The organism is Streptomyces sp. NPDC002787, assembly GCF_053592095.1.
On record NZ_JBSFVC010000004.1, the window covers coordinates 389,515 to 415,111 of the forward strand.

Here is a 25,597-nt window from a genome sequence, read left to right on the forward strand (position 1 = left end):
AATGTCTCTCAGCCTCGGAAGGCTTCTACTTCCACTTCCACCAGGATGCGCGGGTCGACGAAACCCTCCACGACCAGCAGGGTCGAGGCCGGGCGCACCGGGTCGAAGATCTCCTTGTGGGCCCGCCCCACGGCTTCCACGTCCCGCATGTGCGTCAGGTACATCCGCGTACGGATCACGGCCTCGGCGCCGAGGCCGAACTCCGCGAGCGCCTCGATCGCGCTGGTGAAGGCCACCTTGGCCTGTTCGTACGGGTCGCCCTCCCCGTACAGCACCTCGCCCTTGAAGGCCGTGGTGCCGGCCACCAGGACGCGGTCGCCCGCCGCGACGGCGCGCGCGAAACCGAAGGACTCCTCCCAGGGACTCCCGCTCTGCACGCGCCGCACGGCATCGGACCTCATGACGACACAGCCTCCAAGGCCTCTTCCAGGGTGAACGCCTTCGCGTACAGGGCCTTCCCGACGATGGAGCCCTCGACACCGAGGGGCACCAGCTCGGCGATGGCCCGCAGGTCGTCGAGGGAGGACACACCGCCGGAGGCGACGACCGGGCGGTCCGTCGCCGCGCAGACGTTCTTCAGCAGTTCCAGGTTGGGGCCCTGGAGGGTGCCGTCCTTGGCGATGTCCGTGACGACGTAACGCGCGCAGCCCTCCTTGTCGAGCCGCTCCAGCGTCTCGTAGAGGTCGCCGCCGTCGCGGGTCCAGCCGCGGCCGCGCAGGGTGGTGCCCTTCACGTCGAGGCCCACCGCGATCTTGTCGCCGTGCTCGGCGATGACCTTGGCGACCCACTCGGGGGTCTCCAGGGCGGCCGTGCCGAGGTTGACGCGGGTGCAACCGGTGGCCAGGGCCTTCGCCAGGGAGGCGTCGTCCCGGATGCCGCCGGACAGCTCGACCTTGATGTCCATGGCCCGGGTGACCTCGGCGACCAGGTCACGGTTGTCGCCGGTGCCGAACGCGGCGTCCAGGTCGACCAGGTGCAGCCACTCCGCGCCCGCGCTCTGCCAGGCGAGGGCGGCCTGGAGCGGGGAGCCGTAGGAGGTCTCCGTGCCGGACTCGCCGTGGACGAGCCGGACCGCCTGGCCGTCGCGGACGTCGACGGCGGGGAGGAGTTCGAGCTTTGCCATGGCTACAGGGTTCCGATCCAGTTGTTCAGCAGCTGCGCTCCGGCGTCGCCGGACTTCTCGGGGTGGAACTGCGTGGCCCACAGGGCGCCGTTCTCGACGGCCGCCACGAAGGGCTTGCCGTGCGTCGACCAGGTGACCTTGGGCGCGGTCAGGGCGGGGTTGTGCGTCTCCAGGGACCAGTCGTGGACGGCGTAGGAGTGCACGAAGTAGAAGCGCGCGTCGGCGTCGAGGCCCGCGAAGAGCTCCGAGCCGGCCGGGGCGTCGACGGTGTTCCAGCCCATGTGGGGCACGATCTCGGCCTGGAGCGGCTCGACCGAGCCGGGCCACTCGTCGAGGCCCTCGGTCTCCACGCCGTGCTCGATGCCGCGCGCGAAGAGGATCTGCATGCCGACGCAGATGCCCATGACGGGCCGGCCGCCGGAGAGCCGGCGGTCGATGATCCAGTCGCCGCGCGCCTCCTTGAGGCCCTTCATACAGGCGGCGAAGGCGCCGACGCCGGGCACCAGCAGCCCGTCGGCGTTCATGGCCTTGTCGAAGTCGCGCGTTATCTCGACCTCGGCCCCAGTGCGCGCGAGGGCGCGCTCGGCGGACCTCACGTTGCCGAAGCCGTAGTCGAAGACGACGACCTTCTTGGACTTGGTCTTCATGGACGCGGTCTTCGTGGACGTGGTGCTCAATTCCACACCTCCAGCCGCAGGATGCCCGCGACGAGACACATCGCGGCGCCGATCGAGAGCAGCGTGATGAGACTCTTCGGCATCTGCTGCTTGGCGAACGAGATGATCCCGCCGACCAGGAAGAGGCCGACGACGATCAGGACGGTGGACAGCCCGTTCACAGCGCGCCCTTCGTGGAGGGCAGGATGCCGACCGCGCGCGGGTCGCGCTCGGAGGCGTAGCGCAGGGCCCGGGCCAGCGCCTTGAACTGGCATTCGACGATGTGGTGCGCGTTGCGCCCGTACGGCACGTGCACGTGCAGTGCGATCTGGGCCTGGGCGACGAAGGACTCCAGGATGTGCCGGGTCATCGTGGTGTCGTACTCGCCGATCATCGGCGCCATCTTCTCGGGCTCGGTGTGCACGAGGTACGGGCGGCCGGAGAGGTCGACGGTGACCTGGGCGAGGGACTCGTCCAGCGGGACCGTGCAGTTGCCGAAGCGGTAGATGCCCACCTTGTCGCCGAGGGCCTGCTTGAAGGCGGCGCCCAGCGCGAGGGCGGTGTCCTCGATGGTGTGGTGGGAGTCGATGTGCAGGTCGCCGTCGGTCTTCACGGTCAGGTCGAACAGACCGTGACGGCCGAGCTGGTCGAGCATGTGGTCGTAGAAGCCGACCCCGGTGGAGATCTCCGTCCTGCCGGTGCCGTCGAGGTCGATCTCGACGAGGACCGACGTCTCCTTGGTGGTCCGCTCCACGCGTCCAACACGGCTCATGCGCTCTGCTCCTTCTTCACTTCACGTACCGCGTCGAGGAACGCGTCGTTTTCGGCCGGGGTTCCCGCGGTCACCCGCAGCCATCCCGGTACGCCGTTGTCCCGGACCAGGACGCCCCGGTCGAGGATCTTCTGCCAGACCTCGTGGGAGTCCTCGAACCTGCCGAACTGCACGAAGTTCGCGTCGGACTCGGTCACCCGGTAGCCGATCGCGCGCAGCTCCGCGACCAGCCGGTCCCGCTCCGTCTTCAGCTGTTCGACATAGCCGAGCAGGGTGTCGGTGTGCTCCAGGGCGGCCAGCGCGGTCGCCTGGGTGACGGCCGAGAGGTGGTACGGCAGCCGGACGAGCTGGACGGCGTCCACGACCGCCGGGTGCGCGGCGAGGTAGCCGAGGCGGAGGCCGGCCGCGCCGAAGGCCTTCGACATCGTGCGCGAAACGACCAGATTCGGTCGCCCATCGATCAACGACAGCAGCGAGTCGCCGTGGCTGAACTCGACGTACGCCTCGTCGACGACGACCATCGACGGCTTGGCCGCCCGCGCGGCCTCGTACAGGGCGAGCACGGTCTCCCGCGAGACCGCGTTGCCCGTGGGGTTGTTGGGGGTGGTGATGAAGACGACGTCGGGACGGTGCTCGGCGATCGCCTTCTCGGCGGCGGCAAGGTCGATCGTGAAGTCGTCGCCCCGCGGGCCGGAGATCCAGCCGGTGCCGGTGCCGCGCGAGATCAGCCCGTGCATGGAGTACGACGGCTCGAACCCGATGGCCGTACGGCCGGGTCCGCCGAAGGTCTGCAGGAGCTGCTGGATGACCTCGTTGGAGCCGTTGGCCGCCCAGACGTTCGCCGGGCCGACCTCGTACCCGGTCGTCTTCGTCAGATACCCGGCGAGCCGCGTCCGCAGCTCCACCGCGTCCCGGTCCGGGTAGCGGTTGAGGTGCCGGGCCGCCTCCCGTACCCGCTCCGCGATCCGCTCGACCAGCGGCTCGGGCAGGGGGTAGGGGTTCTCGTTGGTGTTCAGCCGTACGGGGACGTCGAGCTGGGGCGCGCCGTAGGGGGACTTGCCGCGCAGTTCGTCGCGTACGGGGAGATCGTCGATGCGTACGTCGCTCACTTGCCCTCAGGTACCTTCCAGCCGCGCGACATTTGTTCGTCTCCGACAAACCTCGCCTTGATCGCCGCGCCGTGCGCGGGCAGGTCCTCCGCCTCCGCCAGCGTCACCACGTGGTGCGCGACCTCGGCCAGTGCGTCCTTCGTGTAGTCGACGATGTGGATGCCGCGCAGGAAGGACTGGACGGACAGACCGGAGGAGTGGCAGGCGCAGCCGCCGGTCGGGAGCACGTGGTTGGAGCCGGCCGCGTAGTCGCCCAGCGAGACCGGCGCCCAGGGCCCGATGAAGATCGCGCCCGCGTTGACGACGCGCTCGGCCACCTCCTGAGGACGGACCGTCTGGATCTCCAGGTGCTCGGCGCCGTACGCGTTGACGACCCTGAGGCCCTCGTCGAGGCCGTCGACCAGGACGATCGCGGACTGGCGGCCGGCGAGGGAGGGCCGGATGCGGTCCTCGATGTGCTTGGTGGCCTCGACCTGCGGCTGAAGCTCCTTCTCGACCGCGTCGGCGAGCGCCACGGAGTCGGTGACGAGCACGGCGGCGGCGAGCGGGTCGTGCTCGGCCTGGCTGATCAGGTCGGCGGCGACGTGCACCGGGTCGGCGGTGTCGTCCGCGAGGACCGCGATCTCGGTCGGGCCCGCCTCGGAGTCGATGCCGATGACCCCGGTGAAGTACCGCTTGGCGGCGGCCACCCAGATGTTGCCCGGCCCGGTGACCATGTTGGCCGGCGGGCAGGACTCGGTGCCGTACGCGAACATCGCGACGGCGGTGGCACCGCCGGCCGCGTACACCTCGTCGACGCCGAGCAGCGCGCAGGCGGCGAGGATCGTGGGGTGTGGGAGCCCGTCGAACTCGGCCTGCGCCGGGGAGGCGAGGGCGATCGAGGGGACACCGGCCTCCTGCGCGGGCACCACGTTCATGATCACGGACGACGGGTACACCGACCGGCCACCGGGGGCGTAGAGGCCGACGCGCTCGACCGGTACCCACTTCTCGGTGACCGTGCCGCCGGGGACGACCTGGGTGGTGTGCGTGGTGCGGCGCTGCTCGCGGTGGACGATGCGGGCGCGGCGGATCGACTCCTCCAGGGCCGCGCGGACGGCCGGGTCGAGCTGCTCCAACGCCTGCGTGAGGGCCTCGGCCGGGACCCGTACCGACTTCAGCCGTACGCCGTCGAACCTCTCCGCGAAGTCGATCAGCGCCGCGTCGCCCCGATGATGCACGGCCTCGCAGATCGGACGCACCTTCTCCAGGGCGGCCGAGACGTCGAAGTCGGCTCGGGGCAGCAGGTCGCGCAGGGCGGGTCCCTCGGGGAGGGCGTCGCCGCGCAGATCGATTCGGGAGATCACAGGCCCAATTCTCTCAGACCCGCGTCGGCCGTCATCCGCGCGTTCCACTGGGTGATACGGCTCGGCCCGGAAACCCGGAAGATCACCTTCACGTCTAGCGTTCAGGACGTCACTCAGCGGGCATCACCAGCGTAAACAGTTGCGCGATACACGTGAGTGCAGAGGACGGGGGAAGGAAGAGCGTGAGCGAGGGGCCCGGTCTCCGGGACGACGGGGACCTGCCGGACGACCTGACCGCCGCCGAGGCGGGCATGTGGCAGGCATTCCGCAACGGCAGCGTGTACGACCTGCGCGACGGGGACGTCGCCGTGGACGATCCGCACGGCGGCCACCCCTGGGGGCCCGACCGGACCGTACGGGCCCGGATCGTGGCCTGGCTGCTGCTGGACGGGCCGCCCGCGCTGGCCGGCCGGGTCTCCGCGCTGAAGCTGGTCGGCGTCCAGATCAAGGACGTGCTGGAGCTCGCGGGCGGCCAGGTGGTGCCGTACGTCGAGATGAAGGGCTGCCGGTTCGAGAAGGAGATCCTGCTGCCGGAGGCCCGGTTCACGACCGTACGGCTGGTGGACTGCTCGGTGCCCCGGCTGGAGGCGGCCCGGCTGCAGACGGAGGGCGATCTGCATCTGCCGCGCTGCCGGTTCCACAACGGGGTGCGGCTGGCGGACGCCCAGATCGGCACTGATCTGCTGCTCAACCAGGCGGTCGTCTACCGCGACCGGCACGGCCGCTCACTCTCGGCCGACGGGCTGACCGTCGCCCAGGACGTCCAGGCGGAGATGCTGGAGTCGCACGGCGAGCTGAGCCTGCGCGGCGCGACCGTCGGCGCCTCGCTCAGCCTGCGCGGCAGCCGCCTCGCCAACCCCTACGGCCGCCTCGCGCTGAACGCACCCCAGCTCACCGTCGAACGCACCCTCTATCTGACCCCGGCCGGCCTCGGCAATCCGCTGCACACCAGCGGCAGCACGCCCGCGCGCGGCACCCGGGTCCAGCGGTTCGAGTGCCAGGGCGGGATCCGGCTGGACGACGGCCGGTTCGGGGACGCCGTCGACCTGGAGCGGGCCCGGTTCACCTTCACGGACGAACAGGAGCTGTCCCTGCGCCGCGTCCAGGTGCCGGAGCTGCGTTTCCTAGGCGAGAAGCCCGAGCGCGGCAAGGTCGTCCTGTCCGGCGCCCGGGTCGGCGTCCTGATCGACAAGGCGGAGAGCTGGCCCGGCCCCGGCAACCTCCACATGGGAGGGTTCCAGTACGAGACCCTCGTACCGCGCGGGCAGTTCCCGCTGGCCGAACGGCTGGAGTGGGTGGCGGCGGCGACCGCCGAGTACAGCCCGGAGCCGTACGAGCGGCTGGCGGCCGTGCTGCGGGCCGGCGGGGACGACGAGGGCGCCCGCGAGGTGCTCCTCGCCAAGCAGCGCCACCGGCGGGAGAACCTGCCGTTCGCGGCCAAGCTCTGGGGTTACGCGCAGGACTGGACGGTCGCGTACGGGTACCGGCCGGGCCGGGCCGCGGTGTGGATGGCGGTGCTGTGGGCGCTGACCTCGTACGCCTTCTCGCACGCGCACCATCCGCCGATGAAGAGCGGCGAGCACCCGAACTGGAGTCCGTCCCTGTTCGCCCTGGACCTGCTGCTGCCGGTCATCGACCTCGGCCAGGTCGGCTACTGGCAGCTGCGCGGCGGATGGCAGTGGCTGGCCGCGGTGGTGATCATCCTGGGCTGGATCCTCGCTACGACGGTGGCGGCGGGCGCCACCCGGCTGCTGAGCAGGAACTGACAGCCTCGCTTCGGCGACAACCGATGATCGGGACCTAATCCGGAAGGCGCACAACCTGACCTGCGTTCCCGCCGTCTTGTTACCGAAGCCGTCAATCGCGAAACCACGACGGTGAGCACCCGGTCCGCGAGAGTGGCGCCGGTCGAGGCGCAAAGGGGGCCTGGCGCCATGCATCCGCTGCGCGCGTTCATCCGTACCGCCCGGATGGCACGCCACACCTCACGGCTCGCCGCCGGGCTGCCCGCCGACGACGAGGTACTGCTCGACGCCCCCGACGAGCGGCTCGGCCCCGTGCTGGTGGCGGCCGGCCGCAGTGAGTACGCGCCCGCGGCGAAGTTGCTGGCCACCACCCGGGAGGCAGCCGAGTGGGAGAACCGCGACCGGTACGCGCTGCGGCTCGCCGGCTTCGCCCACGCGCGCGACGAGTGGCTGCGGACCTGGCAGGCGGCCGCCCCGCACGACCCCGACGTCCTGCTGATCAAGGCCGAGCTGGCGGTGGCCCGTGGCTGGCACTCCCCCGCCCGGGTCGAACTCCTGCGCGAACTGAGCCCGTTGATCATGGCGGCGGCCGAGGGCGAGCCGCGCGACCCGGTGCCCTGGCGGATCGCCCTCGACCACGCCCGGGGCACGGGACTCGGCCACGCCGCCTTCGAGCAGCTGTGGGCGCAGGCGGTCCGCCGCTCCCCGCACCACTACGGCTGCCATGTGTCGGCCCTGAAGTACCTCTCGGCCGCGTGGTACGGCTCGCACCGCGAGTGCTTCGACTTCGCCGAGCGGGCCGCCGAGGACGCGCTTCCCGGCTCCCTGGTCCGGGCCCTGCCGGTACGGGCGGCCTTCGCGTACCTCACCGAAGGCGGCGGGGCGGTGGTTCCCCGAGCGCGCCTGGACGCGGCGGCGGACGGCGCGATCGCGCTCTCCGCCGAGTACGAGCCCGGCGACCCGTGGCCGGCCGAGGTCCGCAACCTCCTGACGTACGTCCTGGTCCGCCTGGAGCGCTGGCCTGACGCGCTGACCCAGCTGCGCATGATCGGCCCGTACGCCACGTCCTTCCCGTGGGACCGGGTCTCGGACGATCCGCTGGGCCAGTTCCTGCAGTTGCGGGACGGCGTACGGCTGGAGGTGGCCTGCTCGATCCCGCTGCGCGTGCGGCGGGAGCGGTCCACGGGAGCCGGCGGGCAGGTCCCGGGAGGTCACCAAACGAGTACGAGCGAACGCGCACGCCCCGACGACCATTAGGCTCAGGCCTCGTGACCACCGTCCGGCTGCCGCTCTTCCCCCTGAACTCGGTGTTGTACCCGGGGCTCGTGCTTCCTCTGAACATCTTCGAGGAGCGCTATCGCGCCATGATGCGCGAGTTGCTGAAGACCCCCGAGGACCAACCCCGCCGCTTCGCCGTCGTCGCCATCCGCGACGGCCACGAGGTCGCGCCGAGCGCACCCGGCATGCCGGATCCCACCGCCGTGCCCGACCTCGGCCCGACCGCGGGCTTCGGCGAGGAACCGACCAAGGCGTTCCACTCCGTGGGCTGTATCGCGGACGCGGCGACCATCCGGGAGCGCGACAACGGCACGTACGAGGTCCTCGCGACCGGTACGAGCCGGGTGCGCCTGCTCTCGGTGGACACCACGGGCCCGTTCCTCGTGGCGGATCTGGAGGAGTTGCCGGAGGAACCCGGCGACGAGGCGGGTGCGCTCGCCGAGGGTGTCCTGCGGGCGTTCCGGCAGTACCAGAAGCGGCTCGCGGGCGCCCGGGAGCGCTCGCTGTCGACGGGTGCGGAGCTCCCGGACGAGCCGGCCGTGGTGTCGTACCTGGTCGCCGCGGCGATGATGCTCGACACGCCGGCCAAGCAGCGGCTTCTGCAGGCTCCCGACACCGCGTCCCGGCTGCGTGACGAGTTGAAACTCCTGCGCGCCGAGTCCGCCATCATCCGTAGTCTGCCGTCGTTGCCCGCGTCGGAGCTGACGCGCGGTCCGACGAGCCTCAACTGACGTACACGAGAAGGCCGATGGCGAAGAAGTCGAAGAAGCAGCAGGCGGGCGCGGGTGGCACGCCCGCGACCGTGGCCCTGACGGCGGCGGGCGTGGAGTTCACGGTCCACGCCTACGAGCACGATCCCTCCCACCCGTCCTACGGCGAGGAGGCCGCCGAGGCGATGAGGGTGTCCCCCGAGCGGGTCTTCAAGACCCTGGTCGCGGAGGTGGACGGCGCTCTCGTGGTGGCGGTCGTGCCGGTGGCGGGCTCGCTGGACCTGAAGTCCCTGGCGACGGCGGTCGGCGGCAAGCGCGCGGCGATGGCCGACCCCACCCTCGCGGAACGCACGACGGGCTACGTCCGGGGCGGCATCTCCCCCCTCGGCCAGCGCAAGAAGCTCCGTACGGTGCTGGACGCGTCGGCGGACGCCCACGCCACGATCTGCGTCTCGGCGGGCCGCCGAGGCCTGGAGGTCGAGCTGTCCCCCGTGGACCTCCGGAAACTCACGGAAGCGGTAGCCGCGCCCATCGCGCGGGTGTGACCCCGGCGCCTTACAGCTCGGGGGCGCCCGTGCGTTGGCGGGTGCGCGTGGTGTGTGGTTGCTCGCGCAGTTCCCCGCGCCCCTGAAGACGACGGCCCTGCGGGCCTGAAAAGCAAGGGGCGCAGCCCCTGCTTTTCAGGGGCGCGGGGAACTGCGCGACCAGCCCCCAGGCACCCGCAGCCGACGCACGACGAAGGGGCCCCTCCATTAGGAGAGGGCCCCTTCGAACAATCAAGGCTCAGCGCCAGCTGTGCGGCGCCCTGAAGCCCGGCTCGCGCTCCAGGCGGCGCCAGCCCGCGCGGAGGCGGCCTCGGTGGACCTGGGCCGGCTCCGCCGGCTGCGCGGCGGCGCGGGCCAGGATCAGCGCGGTGATCGCGGCCACTTCCTCCGGCTCGGCGTGGCCCTTCTCGACGCGAATATCAGGCAGCTTCATGGATGTCAGTCTCCGTGGATGAGGTTTCCGCAGGGGTACCGCGAAGGGACCGTCGGGTTACTGCGGCGGGTTGCCGTGCTTACGGGACGGCAGGTCCGCGTGCTTGGTGTGGAGCATCGCCAGGGAGCGGATGAGGACCGCGCGGGTGTCCGCCGGGTCGATCACGTCGTCGACCAGGCCGCGCTCGGCCGCGTAGTACGGGTGCATCAGCTCGGCCTTGTACTCCTTGACCATGCGGACCCGCATCGCCTCGGGGTCCTCGGCCTCGGCGATCTGCCGCCGGAAGATGACGTTGGCGGCACCTTCGGCGCCCATGACGGCGATCTCGTTGGTCGGCCACGCGTACGTGAGGTCCGCACCGATGGACTGGCTGTCCATGACGATGTAGGCACCTCCGTACGCCTTGCGCAGGATCAGGGAGATCCGGGGCACGGTCGCGTTGCAGTAGGCGTAGAGCAGCTTCGCGCCGTGGCGGATGATTCCACCGTGCTCCTGGTCTACACCAGGGAGGAAGCCGGGCACGTCCAGAAGAGTGATGATCGGGATATTGAAGGCGTCGCACATCTGCACGAAGCGCGCGGCCTTTTCGCTGGCCTCGATGTCCAGGACGCCCGCCAGGGACTGCGGCTGGTTGGCGACGATGCCCACCACCTGGCCGTCGAGCCGGCCCAGGGCGCAGATGATGTTGCGGGCCCAGCGCTCGTGGACCTCCAGGTAGTCGCCGTCGTCGACGATCTCCTCGATGACCTTGGCCATGTCGTACGGCCGGTTGCCGTCGGCCGGGACCAGGTCGAGGAGGACCTCGCCGCGGCGGTCCGCCGGGTCGGAGGGCTCGACGCGGGGCGGGTTCTCGCGGTTGTTCTGCGGGAGCATCGACAGGAGGTAGCGCACCTCGGCGATGCACGTCTCCTCGTCGTCGTACGCGAAGTGCGCGACGCCGCTCGTCTCGGCGTGCACGTCGGCGCCGCCGAGGCCGTTCTGGGTGATCTCCTCGCCGGTGACCGCCTTGACGACGTCCGGGCCGGTGATGAACATCTGCGAGGTCTCGCGGACCATGAAGACGAAGTCGGTGAGGGCGGGGCTGTAGGCCGCGCCGCCCGCACAGGGGCCGAGCATCACGCTGATCTGCGGGATGACGCCGGAGGCCCGGGTGTTGCGCTGGAAGATGCCGCCGTAACCGGCGAGGGCGGAGACGCCCTCCTGGATGCGGGCGCCCGCGCCGTCGTTGAGCGAGACCAGCGGGGCCCCGGCCGCGATGGCCATGTCCATGATCTTGTGGATCTTGGTGGCGTGGGCCTCGCCGAGGGCACCGCCGAAGATGCGGAAGTCATGGGCGTAGACGAAGACCGTACGGCCCTCCACCGTGCCCCAGCCGGTGACGACACCGTCGGTGTACGGCTTCTTGGTTTCCAGACCGAAGCCGGTGGCCCGGTGCCGGCGCAGCTGCTCGACCTCGTTGAAGGAGCCCGGGTCCAGCAGCAGCTCGATGCGCTCCCGGGAGGTCAGCTTGCCCTTGGCGTGCTGCGCCTCGGTCGCCTTCTCGCTGGGGCCGGCCAGTGCCTGGGCGCGGATCTCGTGCAGTTCGGCCACGCGCCCGCGCGCGTCGGTCGGCTCGCCCGTGGACTCACCCGTCGCCTCATCCAAAACGGTCATGTAGCGACCATACGAAGCCGAGCGCGCAAAGCGGTCCGTCGACTCCGTACAGTCTCCGGCGTGTTTTCCTGGTACCCCTGAACAGAACCGCGCCGGCATGCAGCCGAACCGACTGCTCAGGGGTGTGGGGCTTGTAGGGGTCACACAAAAGCGCGCTGGACCGGTCAGGCGAGAGCCAGGTCACAGACGTGGGTGGCGCAGGCCGTACCGGGGGTGACGCGGAGCCGTAGCCGACCGGGCGTCGCCTCCAGTACCTCGACCGAGTCGTCCGCCCGGACGACCGCGCGGACCGGCCCGCGCCAGGTGATCTCCAAGGGCTCGCCCGTACGCGGGGGTTCGCTCACGCAGAGGGTAGCGGTCCGCCCCCGGCGGCGTACCAGCACGCTCGCTCCGGCGGAGGCGGTCAGCGGTCCCGCCGCAGCGGCCTGCCAGAAGTTGGCGGCGGTCAGGCCGAGCGAGGGAACGTGGACGGCCTGGCACGCGCTGTCGTTGGCGTAGATCGACAACCAGCGCCGGTCGGCGGCACGGGCCGCGACGGCGTGGCGGGACGCCCCGGGCATGAGCAGATAGGCGTACGTGGCGTTCACCGGATCGGTGCCGTGATCCAGCCAGAGGGTCTGCCAGCGCCGGGTGCGGCGTTCGGTGGTGCTCATGGTGTTGATGTCGGACCAGGCTCCGGTGCGGTCCTCGCGGAGGGTGCGCGGTGTGCCGCCCGGCGGGTCCGGGAAGACCCAGCCGCCGTGGCCTTCCAGGTGCGCCCAGCGCCGGCCTCGTACGAGGGCCCGGGGTGCCGTGCCCTCGCTCTCCCCCAGGTTGCGGTTGTCGACCACCGTCTCCACCGGCACCCCGTCCGAGCAGCTGATGCCCGCCCCCAGGCAGACGACGGCGTCCGCGACGCAGAACCACGACTTGCGGGCCTGGAGGGTGGAGCCGAGTCCCTTGAGGTGCTGGCCGATCGCCGCGTACTCGCCGTCCGTGGTGCCCCCGACCCACCGGACGGCGGGCTTCGGCGCACCCCATTCGCCGCCCTCCTTGTCGGCGAGCCGCTTGGTGGAGACGGTCGTGCCGGGGAGCCGGTACCAGTCGACGGTCGGCCAGAACCAGTCGGTGTACTGGTCGCCGTGCCCCTCGGCCCACCACAGAGTCATCCCCGCGCCGGTGTGCCAGCCGCGCGGGTTCTCGCCGTTGCCGCACTCGTAGTGGGCGATGCGGTCGGAAGCCATGGCGATGTTCACCGTGAAGCCCGGGCGGCGGTGGACGGCGCGGTCCATGGCGGGAAAGAGGCGGTGGCCGACGGGTTCGGGCGCGGCGGTGACCGGGGAGGCGGCGACGGCGTGCAGCCGGGCCAGGTCCGCGACGCCGAACTGAGCCGCCGTGAGGATCGGTGTCACCGTGTCGCGTTCGATCCACCCCTTGATCCGCCCGTGCCACCGCTCACGCTCGGCCGAGTCGGCGCCGAGCGCGAGCAGCGCGATCGCGGCGATGAGCGCCTGCCCGTGGAAGTGGTCGCTGCGCATGAGATGCCGGTCGTCTGCCTTCAGATGGCCCCGGCTGATGGCGCGGCCGTTGACGCTGTCCATGACCAGTCCGTCGTGGATGAGGGGCGCGTACGCCCGCTCGACGCTGTCGAGGACGATCCGCCGGTTCGGATCGGTCACCTCCCAGGCCGACCCGGCCAGCAGCGCGAGCAGCCGCCCCAGCCCGTCGAGCAGGACCTGCCCGTACGTCCCCGAATAGGCGACCCAGGTGTGCTGCACGTACGAGCCGTCGGCGTACAGGCCGTCCCCCTGGGTGACGTACGGGAAGACGGGCGAGAGGGCGTCCCGGGCGAGGGCGATCTTCTCGGGGGCGCGGCCGAGGATGCCGCGCAGGGCGACGGAGCGGCAGAGGTCGACGCGGTTGGCGCCGGTGGAGGTGCCGGTGTACTCGCGCAACATCGTGTCGGGGATGAAGTGGTCGATCGCCGCGCAGGCGGCGGCCCGTCGTGCGGGCGTCAGCTCGTCGTACAGGGCGGCGACGATGTCCGCCAGGAGGCGGGGGCTGCCGATCTGCCACTCCCACCAGTTGCCGTAGCGGGTGGTGGAAGGGTTGTAGACCGTCGTGGAGAGGTGGTCGAGGCCACGCAGGACGTCCGCAAGAAGGGCGGGGTCGCCCGTCGTGCCGGTGCCCGGCTGCGCGTACGCCTGGGCCATCGTCCAGAGCCGCCTGTAGCTCTGGGTGATGCCGGCGGGCGGGTCGAAGGGGTGGCCCGGCCAGAGGGAGCCGGAGGTGGGTGCCATGGCCGCCCGGAACGCGCGGGCGAGGTCTCCGGTCTCGCGGAGGCGGGTGGCGTAGGGCTCGGCGGCGGGGTCGTAGCCGGCGCCGAGCTCGAGGGTCAGCCAGCGGCGGCGGAGGGTGTCGTACTCGTCGTCGGCGGCGTACGCGGTGGGGGTGGTCGCCGCCAGGGCCGCGGCGAGAAGCAGGAACGTACGGCGGGTCGAGGTCATGCCCATGCCGTGTATCACTCCACAGGGAGATCGACAATGGGTGACACGGCGACTACCCGAACGACAAGGTTGAAAGTTGAACGGAATAGGTCTACGGTGGGCCGTGTTCAGTTCATTGAACGTTGAACAACATCACTCAAGGAGCACGTCATGGGCATCTTCGGCCGCAGCGACAAGACCACCGAGACCGCCACCGCCACGGCGACCGCCTCCGCGGTGAACCCCGCGCTCGCCGCGCTCACCGGCGACTACACGATCGACGCGTCCCACAGCACGATCGGCTTCGTGGCCCGGCACGCCATGGTCACCAACGTCAAGGGCGGTTTCCTCGACTTCTCCGGGAGCCTGCACCTGGACGGTTCGGACCCCTCCCGGTCCACCGCCTCCCTCGACGTCAAGATGGACAGCATCGACACCGGCAACGCGGACCGTGACGGCCACCTGAAGAGCGCGGACTTCTTCCGGACGGACGAGTTCCCGACGATGACCTTCCGCTCCACCGAGGTGGAGGCTCTCGGGGGCGACGACTACCGCGTCACCGGTGACCTCTCCATCCTCGGCACGACCAGGCCGCTCACCATCGACCTCGAGTTCAACGGCGCCGCCAAGGACCCCTTCGGCAACGAGCGAGTCGGCTTCGAGGGCAAGGCGGAGATCCTGCGCTCCGAGTGGGGCCTGACCTGGAACGCGGCGCTGGAGACGGGCGGTGTCCTGGTGTCGGACAAGATCAAGCTGACGTTCGACATCTCGGCCATCCGCAACGCGTGAGCCTTCGGCGGCGACGCCGGACAATTCCACACCCCGCTGAGCACACTCGCCCTCCGACTCCCCCGTACGAGGAGGGCGGGTGCTCGGCATGTCCGAACGAGGCAGTGAGTACCCCCGTCCCTCACCGGCCCGTCCCTCACCGGCCCGCCCCTCCCTCCTCCAGCCTCGCGACCGCCGCCGCCACCTGAGCCTCCAGGCTCCGCGGAGTACGGGCCCGCAACACCCCGAGCATGGCGAGGTACCGCTCGGTCCTGCCGAGCCCGTCGAAGGCGGCTTTCGCGCGGGGGCTCCGCTCCAGTGCGGCCACGAGGGCCTCGGGGACGGCGGCGTTCTTCTGCGGCTCGTACGCCGCCGTCCATCGCCCGTCCGCCTTCGCCGCGGCCACCTCCGCGAGGCCACCGGCCCGCATTCGCCCGGCGGCGCCCAACTCCGCCACCCGCCGCACGTTCACCATCGACCAGTCGCCGCCCGGTCTGCGCGGGGTGATCCGCTGCAGGAAGTACGACTCGTCGAGGCGGCGCCGGGTGCCCGTGATCCAGCCGTGGCAGAGGGCCACGTCGTTGACCTCGGCGGCGCCGACGGAAGGGATGCCGGTCCCCTTCTTGGCGACCTTCACCCAGAGGCCGGGGTGCGGGGCGGGGTGGGCCGTCAGCCAGGCGTCGAGCTGCTCGGCGTCGGGGAATGCACGGGCTTCCGGGTCTTCGGGAGGGGTCATGCTCCGCACGGTAGGCCGGAATTAGGCCGGTTCCTGTCCTCTACGAGCTCCTCGGCGACGTCACCCTGGAACCACGTGGGCGGTGACGGCCAGGCGGAGGTCAGCGCGTCCGCCCGGACGGCCCGGCAGGCACACATGCCGGGCCAGGGCGGGCAGACACCGGTCTGCCACTGTCGCTCCACGGAGCGAAGCTGGCTGGTTCCCGCCTCTTGTGTGCGGGCTTTCGGCGTTCTCATAATCCTGCAACAGCAATTGATCTGGGCATGCCACCAAGGGTGATTTCCCGTCCCCCTTTGGCATGCCCGCGTCATACCTGGTTCGGCTGTACGAGTCATCGCATGTCAACCCCCCACGGAAGGCATCACGTTGAAGCGACTCATCACCGCTCTGAAGAGATGTGCGGCTGTCGGTGCCGCCGCGCTCGCGATCGCCAGCCTGCAGCCCGTGTCGGCGGCGGAGGCCGCGCCGGCGCCGGTGGTCGGCGGGACGCGGGCCGCGCAGGGCGAGTTCCCGTTCATGGTCCGGTTGTCGATGGGCTGTGGCGGCTCGTTGCTCACGCAGCAGATCGTGCTGACGGCCGCGCACTGCGTGGGCGCGACCGGCAACAACACCAGCTACACGGCCACGGCGGGTGTCGTGGACCTCCAGAGCACCAGCGGCCGGGTCCAGGTCCGCTCGACCAAGGTGTACCGCGCCCCGGGCTACAACGGCGACGGCAAGGACTGGGCGCTCATCAAGCTGGCCTCACCCATCAACCTCCCGACGCTGAAGATCGCCACGACGACGGCGTACAACAGCGGAACCTTCACCGTCGCCGGCTGGGGCGCGGCCACCGAGGGCGGCGCTCAGCAGCGCTACATGCTGAAGGCGACCGTGCCGTTCGTGAGCGACGCGACCTGCCGTTCCTACAGCGGCTACAGCGGGCTCATCGCCAACGAGGAGATCTGCGCCGGTCTCACGGCGGGCGGCGTCGACACCTGCCAGGGCGACTCCGGCGGTCCGATGTTCCGCCGGGACAACGCGGGCGCGTGGGTCCAGGTCGGCATCGTCAGCTGGGGCATAGGCTGTGCCCGGCCCAACGCGCCCGGTGTCTACACCGAGGTGTCCACCTTCGCCAGCCAGATCGCGGCGGCCGCGGCCACCCTCTGACGAGCCACGGGTACGACGTCCACGGGCCCGGGGCTGACAGCGCCGGGCCCGTGCCCATGCCCGTCCCGTCAGAAGCCGCCGAAGTCCCCGCCGCCCCCGAAGTCGCCGCCACCGCCGAAGTCCCCGCCGCCGAAGCCGCCGGTGAAGTCGTCCGTGTTGAAGTCGGCGCCCGAGACGTCGCCGCCCTCGTAGCCGGAGGCCGCGCCGAAGTCGCCGTAGCCGGCGCCGTACATCGCCGCGTAGGACGGGGTGGCCATCATGCTGCCGAGCATCGTGCCGACGAGGAGGCCGGGGAGGAGGCCGCCGCCGAAGTAGCCGCCTGCCCAGGGGCCGTAGGCCGGGCCGGCGTCCCAGTAGGGGCGGCGCCCGCCGGACACCGTCTCCACCTCACGGATCATGGGGTCCTGGCCGTCCGCCAGACGGGCCTGGTCCGCCGCGCAGACCGGGACCTCGCGTTCGGTGCCGACGCCCGGGGTCCACAGGACGTCCGCGACCGAGGGGCCGTGGCGGGGGTCGAAGAAGCAGGGGGCGCGGCGTTCGGGCAGGGGGTGGCCTTCCCTGCGGGCGGCGAGCTGGGCGAGGGAGAAGCGGCCGTCCTCCAGGGTCTGGGTGACCGCGCGGACCTCCTCGGGGCGGGCGGTCGCCGCCATGAGGGACTTGGCCTTCTCGTACGCGTCCAGGGCACGCTCGTAGTCAGCGCGCATCGCGTCGTCCGCCCCCGGCTCGGCGGGGTGGAAGTCCAGGCGCTCCAGTTCCTCGCCGAAGGCCGTGATGTCCTCGTCGACCACCACCGCGAGCTTGGCCAGCGCCTCGCGGCGTTCCTCCTCCTTCCTGCGGCGGTTGCGGCGGACCAGGGCGTACGCGCCCACGCCGCCCGCCACCACCACGGCGCCCGCGGCGGCCAGGGCGCCCGCGTCCACGCCCTCGTCACCGCCGCCGCTCCAGCCGGACGGGGCCGTGCCGCCGGGGTCGCCGCGCAGGGCGTTGTCGACGAAGTCGTTGAGCTGGGCCTTCGGGTCGCCTGCGCCCTGGACGGCCGTGACCAGGTTCTCCACGGTCTGCGGGCTCAGGACGCTACCGTCGGCGCGGGCGTCGAAGCGGTCGCCGAGGCGGATGGCGTAGAGGCCGGTGACGCCCGTCTCCGTGCGGAGGTTCTGGAAGAGGTTCTGCGTCGGCTGGTCGGCCGGGAGGACGGCCACGAAGATCGGCTCGTCCGCGTCCTCGATCTTGTCGGCGAGCGCTTCGGCGTCCGCCGAGGAGAGCAGGTCGGAGGCGGCCGGGTCGACGTAGACGGGGCTCTCGCGCAGCGCCGCGGCCACCGTCGACAGGTCGGTGGCCGCGTGGGTGCTCGGCGCACCGACCGACAGCACCGCCAAGGCCGCCAGCGCCATCGCGGCGAGCGGCATCATGAGGAGGCGGAGCAGACGTACCGGTGCGCCCTTCATACTTCGAAGCTACCTCTATCGGCGCGAAAACGGACGATCCGGTCGACGGGGAACCGAAAATCCGGGAGGGCCCGGCTCCCACCGACTGGCGCCGGCCTGCCGCTGGACCGGTTGACGTGCCTTCGACACCGCGGCCGTGTGAGCGAGCTCTCGGCTCATCACTCCGCCGGCTCGACCCCCGCGCGCAGCAACCCGTACGTGTACGCGTCCTCCAGCGCCTGCCACGAGGCGGCGATGACGTTGTCCGCGACGCCGACCGTGGACCATTCGCCCGTGCCGTCCGACGTGGAGATCAGCACACGGGTCGTGGAGTTGGTGCCGTGCTTGCCCTCCAGGATGCGGACCTTGTAGTCGACCAGCTCCAGCTTGGCGAGCTGGGGGTAGATCTTCTCCAGGGCTACGCGCAGGGCGCGGTCCAGCGCGTTGACCGGACCGTTGCCCTCGGCCGTCGCGACGATGCGCTCGCTCTTGGCCCACAGCTTGACGGTGGCCTCGTTGGCGTGGCTGCCGTCGGGGCGGTCCTCGACGATGGCCCGCCAGGACTCGGTGCGGAAGTACCGCTGCGGCTTGCCCGCGACCTCGTCGCGCAGCAGGATCTCGAAGCTCGCGTCGGCGGCCTCGTACGTGTAGCCCCTGAGCTCGCGCTCCTTGACCCGCTCGACGACCCGGCCGACCAGTTCGCGGTCGCCCCCGAGGTCGACGCCCAGTTCCTTGCCCTTGAGCTCGATGGAGGCGCGGCCCGCCATGTCGGAGACCAGCATCCGCATGGTGTTGCCGACCTGCTCGGGGTCGATGTGCTGGTACAGGTCCGGATCGACCTTGATCGCGGAGGCGTGCAGGCCGGCCTTGTGCGCGAAGGCGGAGACACCGACGTACGGCTGGTGCGTGGAGGGGGTCAGGTTGACGACCTCGGCGATCGCGTGGGAGATCCTCGTCATCTCCCTCAGCGCGCCGTCGGGGAGGACCTTCTTGCCGTACTTCAGCTCCAGCGCGGCGACGACCGGGAAGAGGTTGGAGTTGCCGACGCGCTCGCCGTACCCGTTGGCGGTGCACTGGACGTGGGTGGCGCCGGCGTCGACGGCGGCCAGGGTGTTGGCGACCGCGCAGCCGGTGTCGTCCTGGGCGTGGATGCCGAGGCGGGCGCCGGTGTCGGCGAGGACGGTGGCGACGACGGCCTGGACCTGGGCGGGGAGCATGCCGCCGTTGGTGTCGCAGAGGATGACCACGTCGGCGCCGGCCTCGGCGGCGGTGCGGACGACGGCCTTGGCGTACTCGGGGTTGGCGCGGTAGCCGTCGAAGAAGTGCTCGCAGTCGACGAAGACGCGGCGGTCCTGGGAGCGGAGGTAGGACACCGTGTCGCGGACCATCTCCAGGTTCTCGTCCAGGGTCGTGCGCAGCGCCAGCTCCACATGGCGGTCGTGGGACTTGGCGACGAGGGTGATGACCGGGGCGCCGGAGTCCACCAGGGCCTTGACCTGCGGGTCCTCGCTCGCCCTGCCGCCCGCGCGGCGGGTCGCGCCGAAGGCGACCAGCTGGGCGTGCTTGAAGTCGATCTCCTTGCGCGCACGGGCGAAGAACTCGGTGTCGCGCGGGTTGGCGCCGGGCCAGCCGCCCTCGATGAAGCCGACGCCGAAGTCGTCCAGGTGCCGTGCGATGGCCAGCTTGTCCGCGACCGTGAGGTTGATGCCCTCGCGCTGGGCGCCGTCGCGCAGGGTGGTGTCGAAGACGTGGAACGAGTCGTCGAGCTCGCTGGTTTCCGTCATGGTCTCAAGGCTCCTGTGTTGGATCTCGGTCGTACCGGAATGACCGGCTCCACCGTCCTCCAATGATTCCCTCGCGCTGCGCTCCCGGCTGGGGGTGGGCCAGAAAAGCGAAAAACCCCTCGCGGGTGCGAGAGGTCTGCGCGCGGGTCGAGGACGACGGTGTCCGCCCGTACCTGGTCGTACGTGGCGGTCACTGCGGACCGGCGCGCCTGCTGCCAATAATCGTGGCGAACGAGAGCACGGGGGCAGTCTGGCACATACCGTCCCCGTGCTCACCGTCCGTCTCAGGATGCGAACACTGCGCTGATCGACTCGGTTCGGTTCGGGCGGACTCGGATCGGTCAGCTCAGGTGATGCCTCAGTCGGCCCGCCCGGACGAGGAACTGTCTGTCCCCTCCGGGCGGAGGATCCGTCGCACGAAGTGAACGGCCAGGACGAGCGCCGGCACCACCAGCGCGACCGGCAGCAGGCTCCACCAGCCGAATCTGAGGGCGAACAGACAGACGGCGATGACACCGAACACGAACGACGCGACGACGGTGACACCCAGGTGAGACAGATACCGTTCGCGCGGCCGGTCGAGTTCGGCCCGCACACGGCGGTGTGCCTCGGCCAGGGCGGCGCGGTACTCGTACTCATGGGCGACCAGCCGCTCCCAGTCCTCGGGACTGACTCCCTCCATGGACTCGGGAATGAAAAGCTCACGGGGCCGTCTGCGCGGCCACCGCCGGATCCGCTGCGCCACTGGAAGCCTCCCCTACTTCAAGGCGTGGGACGCCGCGAGAATGTTGGCCAATGACTCCATGAGCGTGACATGTGCGCCGGTGAAGTCCGAGTACTCGGGCGCGTCGACCGCGGGGATACCCACCTTCTCGGTGCCGTGGATGACGGGTACGGCGATGACCGCCTTGTACCCCGTCCCCACCGGGATCAGATAGGAGTGCGGCTCGTTCTTGCCGTCGATCCTGAAGGTCTTTCCGCCGCCGCCCAGGATCTCGTTCCTCATGTGCGCGGCGCCGACGGGATCGATGACGCTCCTGGGCGTCCGGTGCCCGGGTTGGGAGCCTTCCAGTGTGAAGTCGCCCGTCACGGCGTCGTACAGGTAGAAGCTGCACCGCGCCCGCGGCACGAAGGTCGGCCCGACCGGTGGGGCGGTGAAGGTGACCGCCGCGAAGAGGACCGCGTCGAGGACCTCCCTGCGCTCACGCTCGATGTCGGAGACAGCCTGCGCGGGTGTGGAGGCCGGCAGGGGGGCCACGCTCCCGTAGTGCGTGGTCAGCTGCCTGACTCTGTCACTCAGGGGCTGCAGCACCGTCGAGTACGCCTGTGTCAGGTGTGCCTCGGCCTCGGCGGCCCGCAGCTCGGCACGCACCCTCCCCTTCTCCACCAGGCGTCTCTCAAGGTGGGTGATCAACACCACGCCGAAGGCGCAGACACCTGCTACGAGGGCCCAGAGCCTCTTGTCGTTCCCCTGGGCGCCGTCCGCCCACACGGAGACAACGGCGACCGCCACACCGAGGACCGCGGAGAACAAGAGGAACAGATAGTGAAGGCCTCGATCCGCCAGCCATTGCTTCATCCGTACGCATCGCTCCGCGCTCGTCGACGATCTCCATGCGCAGAATCCCATACTTCCCGCACGAGGCGCCCGGCGACGGCAGCGAACTGGCGGTCCCCGCACTCCGGTTGAGAAGTGCGGGGACGACCGAACCCGGCTCAGCCCAGCTCGTGCATCCAGCCGTGCTTGTCCTCCACCGTGCCGCGCTGGATGTTCAGCAGGGCCTCGCGGAGCTTGAGGGTGACGGGGCCGGGCTCGCCGCCGGACTGCTGCCAGGCGGCGCCGGTGCGCTTGACCGTGCCGACGGGGGTGATGACGGCGGCCGTGCCGCAGGCGAAGACCTCGGTGAGGGCGCCGCTCTCGGAGTCGGCCTGCCACTGGTCGATGGAGATCCGGCCCTCCTCGGCGGTGTAGCCGAGGTCGGCAGCGACCGTCAGCAGGGAGTCACGGGTGACGCCCTCCAGGATGGAGCCGGTGAGGGTGGGGGTGACGATACGGTCGCCGTACACGAAGTACAGGTTCATGCCGCCGAGTTCCTCGACCCACTTGCGCTCGACCGCGTCGAGGTAGCAGACCTGGGCGCAGCCCTCGGCCGCGGCCTCGGCCTGGGCGAGCAGGGAGGCCGCGTAGTTGCCGCCGGTCTTGGCGTCGCCCATGCCGCCGGGGACGGCGCGGACGTGGTCCTCGGAGACCCAGATCGAGACGGGCTTCACGCCGCCGGGGAAGTAGGCGCCGGCCGGAGAGGCGATGACCAGGAAGAGGTACTCGCCCGCCGGCTTGACGCCCAGGCCGACCTCGGTGGCGATCATGAAGGGGCGTAGGTAGAGGGACTCCTCGCCGCCATGGGCCGGGACCCAGGCCTGGTCCTGCCGCACCAGCACGTCACAGGCCTCGATGAACGTCTCGACCGGCAGCTCCGGCATACCGAGCCGGCGCGCGGAGGACTGGAAGCGCCTGGCGTTCTTCTCCGGGCGGAAGGTGGCCACGGACCCGTCCGGCCGCCGGTAGGCCTTCAGGCCCTCGAAGATCTCCTGCGCGTAGTGCAGGACCATGGTGGCCGGGTCGAGCGAGAGCGGCGCGTACGGAACGAGCGAGCCGTCGTGCCAGCCGCGGCCCTCGGTCCACTTGATGACGACCATGTGGTCGGTGAAGTGGCGGCCGAACCCGGGGTTGGCCAGGATCGCCTCGCGCTCGGCGTCGGAGAGCGGACTCGCGGAGGGCTTGAGCTCGATCGTGGGCGTCGTCATGAGTAGGTGTCCTTCACCGGTTGTGTGTGACGGGCCGCGCTCACATCCGTACTGCCAGTGGCCAGTGGTAGGACGTCCGAGCATTCCCTCATTCCGCGGCTCCGCGCTCGATTATCGCAAGAGGAACGGGCGGAAGAAAACGGCGTGAATGCGACCCAGGGATGATGGTGACACCCGGCGGGAACATGCGGAAGCCGCCGGGTGCAGGTGCGACCCGGCGGCTTCGAAAGAATTCGAGTGAGCGCGGCGGGTCAGCCGGCTACTCGTACGACGAGGGCGTCGCCGATCTCGTCCGTCGAACGGGCGGGCTTGCCGACGCGCTCCGCGAGGTCGGCCGAGACGGCCTCCTCGATCGCCTCGGCCTCGGCCTCGTAGCCGAGGTGGCGCAGGAGCAGGGCGACGGACAGGACCGTGGCGGAGGGGTCGGCCTTGCCCTGGCCGGCGATGTCCGGGGCCGAGCCGTGCACGGGCTCGAACATCGAGGGGAACTCGCCGGACGGGTTGATGTTCCCGCTGGCGGCAACGCCGATGCCACCGGAGACGGCCGCGGCGAGGTCGGTGATGATGTCGCCGAAGAGGTTGTCGGTGACGATCACGTCGAAGCGGGCCGGGTCGGTGACCAGGTAGATGGTGGCCGCGTCGACGTGGATGTAGTCGGTGGTGACCTCGGGGAACTCCTCGGCCACCTTGTTGAAGATGTTCGTCCACAGATGACCGGCGAAGGTCAGCACGTTGTTCTTGTGGACGAGGGTCAGCTTCTTGCGCGGGCGGGCCTGGGCGCGGGCGAACGCGTCACGGACGACGCGCTCGACACCGAAGGCCGTGTTCACGGAGACCTCGGTGGCGACCTCGTGCTCGGTGCCCTTGCGGATCGTGCCGCCGTTGCCCGTGTACGGACCCTCGGTGCCCTCGCGGACCACGACGAAGTCGATCTCGGGCTGGCCGGCGAGCGGGGTGGCGACGCCGGGGAGCAGCTTCGACGGGCGCAGGTTCACGTGGTGGTCGAAGGCGAAGCGGAGCTTGAGCAGGAAGCCGCGCTCCAGGACCCCGGAGGGGACGCTCGGGTCGCCGATCGCGCCGAGCAGGATCGCGTCGTGCTGCTTCAGCGCGTCGAGGTCGGCGTCGGTGAGGGTCTCACCGGTGGCGTGGTAACGCTTGGCGCCGAAGTCGTACTCCTTGGTCTCCAGCTTCACATCCTGCGGAAGGACGGCGGAGAGGACCTTGAGCCCCTGGGCCACGACTTCCTGACCGATGCCGTCACCGGGGATCACTGCGAGATTGAGGCTGCGAGACATGACGGCACCGTACTCCTTGTCCCACGGGATGACACGGGCCGTCCGCGATATGGACGCGCCCGGGTGAGGTGCGCACCGAGCCGTTGACCGGCGTTCACCCGTGCGTTTGCCGGGAGTTGGCCTCTGCTGGGAAGTTGCCAGCCATGGACACCCCCAACCTCGGTATCCCGGAGCAGCTCGCCCGCCGTCTCAGCATGCCGGAACAGTACGAGTACCTGCGCACGAAGCTCTCCCGGCGCGGCACACTGGCGACCGCGGGAGCGGTGGCGAGCGGGCTGCTGGTCGGCGGCTGCACGGGGTCCGAGGACGAGCCGGCGAGGAAGCGGACGTCCCCGCCGGCGCCGGCCGGCGCCACGGGGAGGGTCCACGGCTCGGTCGTGGTCCCCTTCGGCCGCCGGCTCGCCTTCGGCGCCGACCCGAAGACCCAGATGCGGATCTCCTGGCAGGTCCCGTTCGCCGTCAGGAAGCCGTACGTCCGGGTCGGGCTGAAACCGTGGGAGCTGAGCCGGAAGATCGAGGCCGAGGTCCGCGACCTGCGCACCCCGTCCCTGTCGAAGAAGCTGCCGGCGGTCGACCAGTACTACGTCCACGCGGCCCTCGACGGCCTCAAGCCCGGTACGACGTACTACTACGGCGTCGGCCACGAGGGCTTCGACCCGGCCGACCGGCTGGAGACGCTGGGCACCTTCACCACCGCCCCTGCGAAGGCGGAGTCCTTCGTCTTCACCGCCTTCGGCGACCAGGGCGTCAGCTACGACGCGCTCGCCAACGACCAGGTGATCCTCGGCCGGAACCCGGCCTTCCACCTCCACGCCGGAGACATCTGTTACGCCGACACCACCGGCCACGGCGAGGAGGACGACGTCTACGACGCCCGCGTCTGGGACCAGTTCCTCGCCCAGACGGAGTCGGTCGCCAAGTCGGTGCCGTGGATGGTCTCCTACGGCAACCACGACATGGAGGCCTGGTACTCCCCCGACGGCTACGGCGGTCAACTCGCCCGCTGGTCACTGCCGGAGAACGGCTTCGACCCGCGCAGGGCGCCGGGCGTGTACTCGTTCGTCTACGGCAACGTCGGCGTCGTGTCGCTGGACGCCAACGACGTGTCGTACGAGATTCCCGCCAATCTCGGTTACACGGACGGGAAGCAGACGAAGTGGCTGGACCGGCGGCTCGGCGAGCTGCGGGCGTCCGACGCGGTGGACTTCATCGTCGTCTTCTTCCACCACTGTGTGTACTCGACGTCCACGCACGCCTCGGACGGCGGCCTGCGCGACGCGTGGCTGCCCCTCTTCACCAAGCACCAGGTCGATCTCGTCATCAACGGGCACAACCACGTCTACGAGCGCACCGACGCCATCAAGGGCGGCAAGGTGGGCAAGCGGGTGCCGGTGGGCGCGTCGACCGATCCGACGCGCGACGGGACCGTGTACGTCACGGCGGGCGGAGCGGGCAAGGACCTGTACGGCTTCCCGGACGGCGTGGCGGACAGCTACGAGGGCCAGGTCGACGACCGCGAGTCCGTGGAGTCGTACCACTGGACCGAGGAGCGGGAGAAGAAGTCCGAGACGGTGGAGTGGTCGCGGGTCCGCTACACCGGCTTCTCGTTCCTGTCGGTGGAGGTGGAGGCGGGTGCCGCTCCTCGGCTCAAGGTCTCGGCGCTGGCCCAGACGGGGGCCCGCATCGACCATTTCGAGGTGCGGCGCGGCGCGTGAGCCGTCCGCCCACGGCCGCACCGCACCCCATGGGGTCCCCCCCCCCCGCTCGAGCGAAGCCGAGAGTGGGGGAGGGTGCGGCTCCC

The 25,597-nt window shown here is 70.7% G+C and carries 24 protein-coding genes; 7 read left to right on the forward strand and 17 right to left on the reverse strand.

Translation table 11 applies throughout. The features are described from left to right. Positions 1 to 8: 8 nt before the first annotated feature. Genes ACWD26_RS07795 through hisD form a run of 7 tightly spaced genes read right to left on the reverse strand, consistent with a single transcriptional unit; the run spans position 9 to position 5,006 of the window. Positions 9 to 401: a RidA family protein gene (locus ACWD26_RS07795; protein WP_451267329.1), complete on the reverse strand. Its 393-nt coding sequence runs from the start codon at positions 399 to 401 to the stop codon at positions 9 to 11. Continuing rightward, positions 398 to 1,123 carry a bifunctional 1-(5-phosphoribosyl)-5-((5-phosphoribosylamino)methylideneamino)imidazole-4-carboxamide isomerase/phosphoribosylanthranilate isomerase PriA gene (gene priA, locus ACWD26_RS07800; RefSeq protein WP_451267331.1) on the reverse strand — a complete coding sequence of 242 codons (726 nt, stop codon included), beginning with the start codon at positions 1,121 to 1,123 and terminating at the stop codon, positions 398 to 400. The genes ACWD26_RS07795 and priA overlap by 4 nt, the downstream gene beginning before the upstream one ends. 2 nt (positions 1,124 to 1,125) lie before the next feature. Continuing rightward, on the reverse strand, positions 1,126 to 1,770 hold the full coding sequence (hisH, locus tag ACWD26_RS07805; protein WP_451267419.1) for an imidazole glycerol phosphate synthase subunit HisH: 645 nt from the start codon (positions 1,768 to 1,770) through the stop codon (positions 1,126 to 1,128). Between the two features lie 26 nt (positions 1,771 to 1,796). Then, positions 1,797 to 1,961, reverse strand: a complete 165-nt coding sequence (locus ACWD26_RS07810; protein WP_033528086.1) for a hypothetical protein — start codon at positions 1,959 to 1,961, stop codon at positions 1,797 to 1,799. Then, entirely contained in the window at positions 1,958 to 2,551 is a 594-nt protein-coding gene (gene hisB / locus ACWD26_RS07815; protein WP_200304785.1) for an imidazoleglycerol-phosphate dehydratase HisB, read from the reverse strand. Before hisB ends, ACWD26_RS07810 begins: the two co-directional genes overlap by 4 nt. After that, the gene (locus ACWD26_RS07820; protein ID WP_451267333.1) at positions 2,548 to 3,660 is read right to left on the reverse strand and encodes a histidinol-phosphate transaminase; all 1,113 of its coding nucleotides are present in this window, start codon (positions 3,658 to 3,660) and stop codon (positions 2,548 to 2,550) included. The genes hisB and ACWD26_RS07820 overlap by 4 nt, the downstream gene beginning before the upstream one ends. Beyond that, positions 3,657 to 5,006, reverse strand: coding sequence for a histidinol dehydrogenase (gene hisD / locus ACWD26_RS07825; RefSeq protein ID WP_451267335.1), 1,350 nt, complete (start codon positions 5,004 to 5,006; stop codon positions 3,657 to 3,659). Before hisD ends, ACWD26_RS07820 begins: the two co-directional genes overlap by 4 nt. Positions 5,007 to 5,188: 182 nt before the next feature. On the opposite strand from hisD, the gene ACWD26_RS07830 reads away from it, so the two are divergent. The 4 genes from ACWD26_RS07830 to ybaK all read left to right on the forward strand — a co-directional run bounded on the left by ACWD26_RS07830 (position 5,189) and on the right by ybaK (position 9,284). Continuing rightward, entirely contained in the window at positions 5,189 to 6,772 is a 1,584-nt protein-coding gene (locus tag ACWD26_RS07830; protein WP_451267337.1) for an oxidoreductase, read from the forward strand. 168 nt (positions 6,773 to 6,940) lie between these two features. Continuing rightward, positions 6,941 to 8,008, forward strand: coding sequence for a hypothetical protein (locus tag ACWD26_RS07835; protein ID WP_451267339.1), 1,068 nt, complete (start codon positions 6,941 to 6,943; stop codon positions 8,006 to 8,008). Between the two features lie 11 nt (positions 8,009 to 8,019). Then, complete coding sequence (locus ACWD26_RS07840; RefSeq protein ID WP_451267341.1) at positions 8,020 to 8,760, forward strand: LON peptidase substrate-binding domain-containing protein; 741 nt, start codon at positions 8,020 to 8,022, stop codon at positions 8,758 to 8,760. Positions 8,761 to 8,777: 17 nt separating this feature from the next. Beyond that, positions 8,778 to 9,284: a Cys-tRNA(Pro) deacylase gene (ybaK, locus tag ACWD26_RS07845; RefSeq protein WP_451267343.1), complete on the forward strand. Its 507-nt coding sequence runs from the start codon at positions 8,778 to 8,780 to the stop codon at positions 9,282 to 9,284. 238 nt (positions 9,285 to 9,522) lie between these two features. On the opposite strand, the gene ACWD26_RS07850 is transcribed toward ybaK, so the two are convergent. The 3 genes from ACWD26_RS07850 to ACWD26_RS07860 all read right to left on the reverse strand — a co-directional run bounded on the left by ACWD26_RS07850 (position 9,523) and on the right by ACWD26_RS07860 (position 13,862). Further along, the gene (locus ACWD26_RS07850; protein ID WP_451267345.1) at positions 9,523 to 9,717 is read right to left on the reverse strand and encodes an acyl-CoA carboxylase subunit epsilon; all 195 of its coding nucleotides are present in this window, start codon (positions 9,715 to 9,717) and stop codon (positions 9,523 to 9,525) included. A gap of 57 nt (positions 9,718 to 9,774) precedes the next feature. Further along, positions 9,775 to 11,370, reverse strand: coding sequence for an acyl-CoA carboxylase subunit beta (locus ACWD26_RS07855; RefSeq protein WP_451267347.1), 1,596 nt, complete (start codon positions 11,368 to 11,370; stop codon positions 9,775 to 9,777). Between the two features lie 164 nt (positions 11,371 to 11,534). After that, positions 11,535 to 13,862 (reverse strand): polysaccharide lyase 8 family protein, encoded by a 2,328-nt coding sequence (locus ACWD26_RS07860; protein WP_451267349.1) that lies wholly within the window; start codon positions 13,860 to 13,862, stop codon positions 11,535 to 11,537. Between the two features lie 144 nt (positions 13,863 to 14,006). Here ACWD26_RS07860 and ACWD26_RS07865 point away from each other — a divergent pair, with 144 nt between their 5' ends. Further along, complete coding sequence (locus tag ACWD26_RS07865) at positions 14,007 to 14,624, forward strand: YceI family protein (RefSeq protein WP_451267351.1); 618 nt, start codon at positions 14,007 to 14,009, stop codon at positions 14,622 to 14,624. A 136-nt stretch (positions 14,625 to 14,760) separates the two neighbouring features. Here the strand turns inward: ACWD26_RS07865 and ACWD26_RS07870 are convergent, their stop codons facing one another. Continuing rightward, a complete protein-coding gene (locus ACWD26_RS07870; RefSeq protein ID WP_451267353.1) occupies positions 14,761 to 15,339 on the reverse strand; it encodes a YdeI/OmpD-associated family protein in 579 nt (192 codons plus the stop codon). A gap of 366 nt (positions 15,340 to 15,705) precedes the next feature. On the opposite strand from ACWD26_RS07870, the gene ACWD26_RS07875 reads away from it, so the two are divergent. Further along, entirely contained in the window at positions 15,706 to 16,488 is a 783-nt protein-coding gene (locus ACWD26_RS07875; RefSeq protein WP_451267355.1) for a serine protease, read from the forward strand. 68 nt (positions 16,489 to 16,556) lie between these two features. Here the strand turns inward: ACWD26_RS07875 and ACWD26_RS07880 are convergent, their stop codons facing one another. From ACWD26_RS07880 to ACWD26_RS07905, 6 genes are all read right to left on the reverse strand, one after another. Then, complete coding sequence (locus ACWD26_RS07880) at positions 16,557 to 17,933, reverse strand: hypothetical protein (protein ID WP_451267357.1); 1,377 nt, start codon at positions 17,931 to 17,933, stop codon at positions 16,557 to 16,559. A gap of 158 nt (positions 17,934 to 18,091) precedes the next feature. Next, positions 18,092 to 19,696 (reverse strand): citramalate synthase, encoded by a 1,605-nt coding sequence (gene cimA, locus ACWD26_RS07885; protein ID WP_451267359.1) that lies wholly within the window; start codon positions 19,694 to 19,696, stop codon positions 18,092 to 18,094. A gap of 358 nt (positions 19,697 to 20,054) precedes the next feature. Beyond that, positions 20,055 to 20,378: a hypothetical protein gene (locus ACWD26_RS07890; protein ID WP_451267361.1), complete on the reverse strand. Its 324-nt coding sequence runs from the start codon at positions 20,376 to 20,378 to the stop codon at positions 20,055 to 20,057. Positions 20,379 to 20,453: 75 nt separating this feature from the next. Then, positions 20,454 to 21,275, reverse strand: a complete 822-nt coding sequence (locus ACWD26_RS07895) for a GAF domain-containing protein (protein ID WP_451267363.1) — start codon at positions 21,273 to 21,275, stop codon at positions 20,454 to 20,456. Between the two features lie 137 nt (positions 21,276 to 21,412). Further along, positions 21,413 to 22,501, reverse strand: coding sequence for a branched-chain amino acid aminotransferase (locus ACWD26_RS07900; RefSeq protein ID WP_451267365.1), 1,089 nt, complete (start codon positions 22,499 to 22,501; stop codon positions 21,413 to 21,415). A 251-nt stretch (positions 22,502 to 22,752) separates the two neighbouring features. Further along, entirely contained in the window at positions 22,753 to 23,796 is a 1,044-nt protein-coding gene (locus ACWD26_RS07905; protein WP_451267367.1) for a 3-isopropylmalate dehydrogenase, read from the reverse strand. Between the two features lie 143 nt (positions 23,797 to 23,939). Between ACWD26_RS07905 and ACWD26_RS07910 the strand changes: the two genes are divergently transcribed. Further along, positions 23,940 to 25,511 carry a purple acid phosphatase family protein gene (locus ACWD26_RS07910; RefSeq protein WP_451267369.1) on the forward strand — a complete coding sequence of 524 codons (1,572 nt, stop codon included), beginning with the start codon at positions 23,940 to 23,942 and terminating at the stop codon, positions 25,509 to 25,511. The last annotated feature ends 86 nt before the right edge of the window (positions 25,512 to 25,597 follow it).

What these genes read in the sequence shown, in the direction of transcription:
- ACWD26_RS07795 (WP_451267329.1), bottom strand. Translation starts at nt 401, where the DNA reads ATGAGGTCCGATGCCGTGCGGCGCGTGCAGAGCGGGAGTCCCTGGGAG.
- priA (WP_451267331.1), bottom strand. Translation starts at nt 1,123, where the DNA reads ATGGCAAAGCTCGAACTCCTCCCCGCCGTCGACGTCCGCGACGGCCAG.
- hisH (WP_451267419.1), bottom strand. Translation starts at nt 1,770, where the DNA reads ATGAAGACCAAGTCCAAGAAGGTCGTCGTCTTCGACTACGGCTTCGGC.
- hisB (WP_200304785.1), bottom strand. Translation starts at nt 2,551, where the DNA reads ATGAGCCGTGTTGGACGCGTGGAGCGGACCACCAAGGAGACGTCGGTC.
- ACWD26_RS07835 (WP_451267339.1), top strand. Translation starts at nt 6,941, where the DNA reads ATGCATCCGCTGCGCGCGTTCATCCGTACCGCCCGGATGGCACGCCAC.
- ybaK (WP_451267343.1), top strand. Translation starts at nt 8,778, where the DNA reads ATGGCGAAGAAGTCGAAGAAGCAGCAGGCGGGCGCGGGTGGCACGCCC.
- ACWD26_RS07850 (WP_451267345.1), bottom strand. Translation starts at nt 9,717, where the DNA reads ATGAAGCTGCCTGATATTCGCGTCGAGAAGGGCCACGCCGAGCCGGAG.
- ACWD26_RS07855 (WP_451267347.1), bottom strand. Translation starts at nt 11,370, where the DNA reads ATGACCGTTTTGGATGAGGCGACGGGTGAGTCCACGGGCGAGCCGACC.
- ACWD26_RS07860 (WP_451267349.1), bottom strand. Translation starts at nt 13,862, where the DNA reads ATGGGCATGACCTCGACCCGCCGTACGTTCCTGCTTCTCGCCGCGGCC.
- ACWD26_RS07865 (WP_451267351.1), top strand. Translation starts at nt 14,007, where the DNA reads ATGGGCATCTTCGGCCGCAGCGACAAGACCACCGAGACCGCCACCGCC.
- ACWD26_RS07870 (WP_451267353.1), bottom strand. Translation starts at nt 15,339, where the DNA reads ATGACCCCTCCCGAAGACCCGGAAGCCCGTGCATTCCCCGACGCCGAG.
- ACWD26_RS07880 (WP_451267357.1), bottom strand. Translation starts at nt 17,933, where the DNA reads ATGAAGGGCGCACCGGTACGTCTGCTCCGCCTCCTCATGATGCCGCTC.
- cimA (WP_451267359.1), bottom strand. Translation starts at nt 19,696, where the DNA reads ATGACGGAAACCAGCGAGCTCGACGACTCGTTCCACGTCTTCGACACC.
- ACWD26_RS07890 (WP_451267361.1), bottom strand. Translation starts at nt 20,378, where the DNA reads ATGGAGGGAGTCAGTCCCGAGGACTGGGAGCGGCTGGTCGCCCATGAG.
- ACWD26_RS07895 (WP_451267363.1), bottom strand. Translation starts at nt 21,275, where the DNA reads ATGAAGCAATGGCTGGCGGATCGAGGCCTTCACTATCTGTTCCTCTTG.
- ACWD26_RS07900 (WP_451267365.1), bottom strand. Translation starts at nt 22,501, where the DNA reads ATGACGACGCCCACGATCGAGCTCAAGCCCTCCGCGAGTCCGCTCTCC.
- ACWD26_RS07905 (WP_451267367.1), bottom strand. Translation starts at nt 23,796, where the DNA reads ATGTCTCGCAGCCTCAATCTCGCAGTGATCCCCGGTGACGGCATCGGT.
- ACWD26_RS07910 (WP_451267369.1), top strand. Translation starts at nt 23,940, where the DNA reads ATGGACACCCCCAACCTCGGTATCCCGGAGCAGCTCGCCCGCCGTCTC.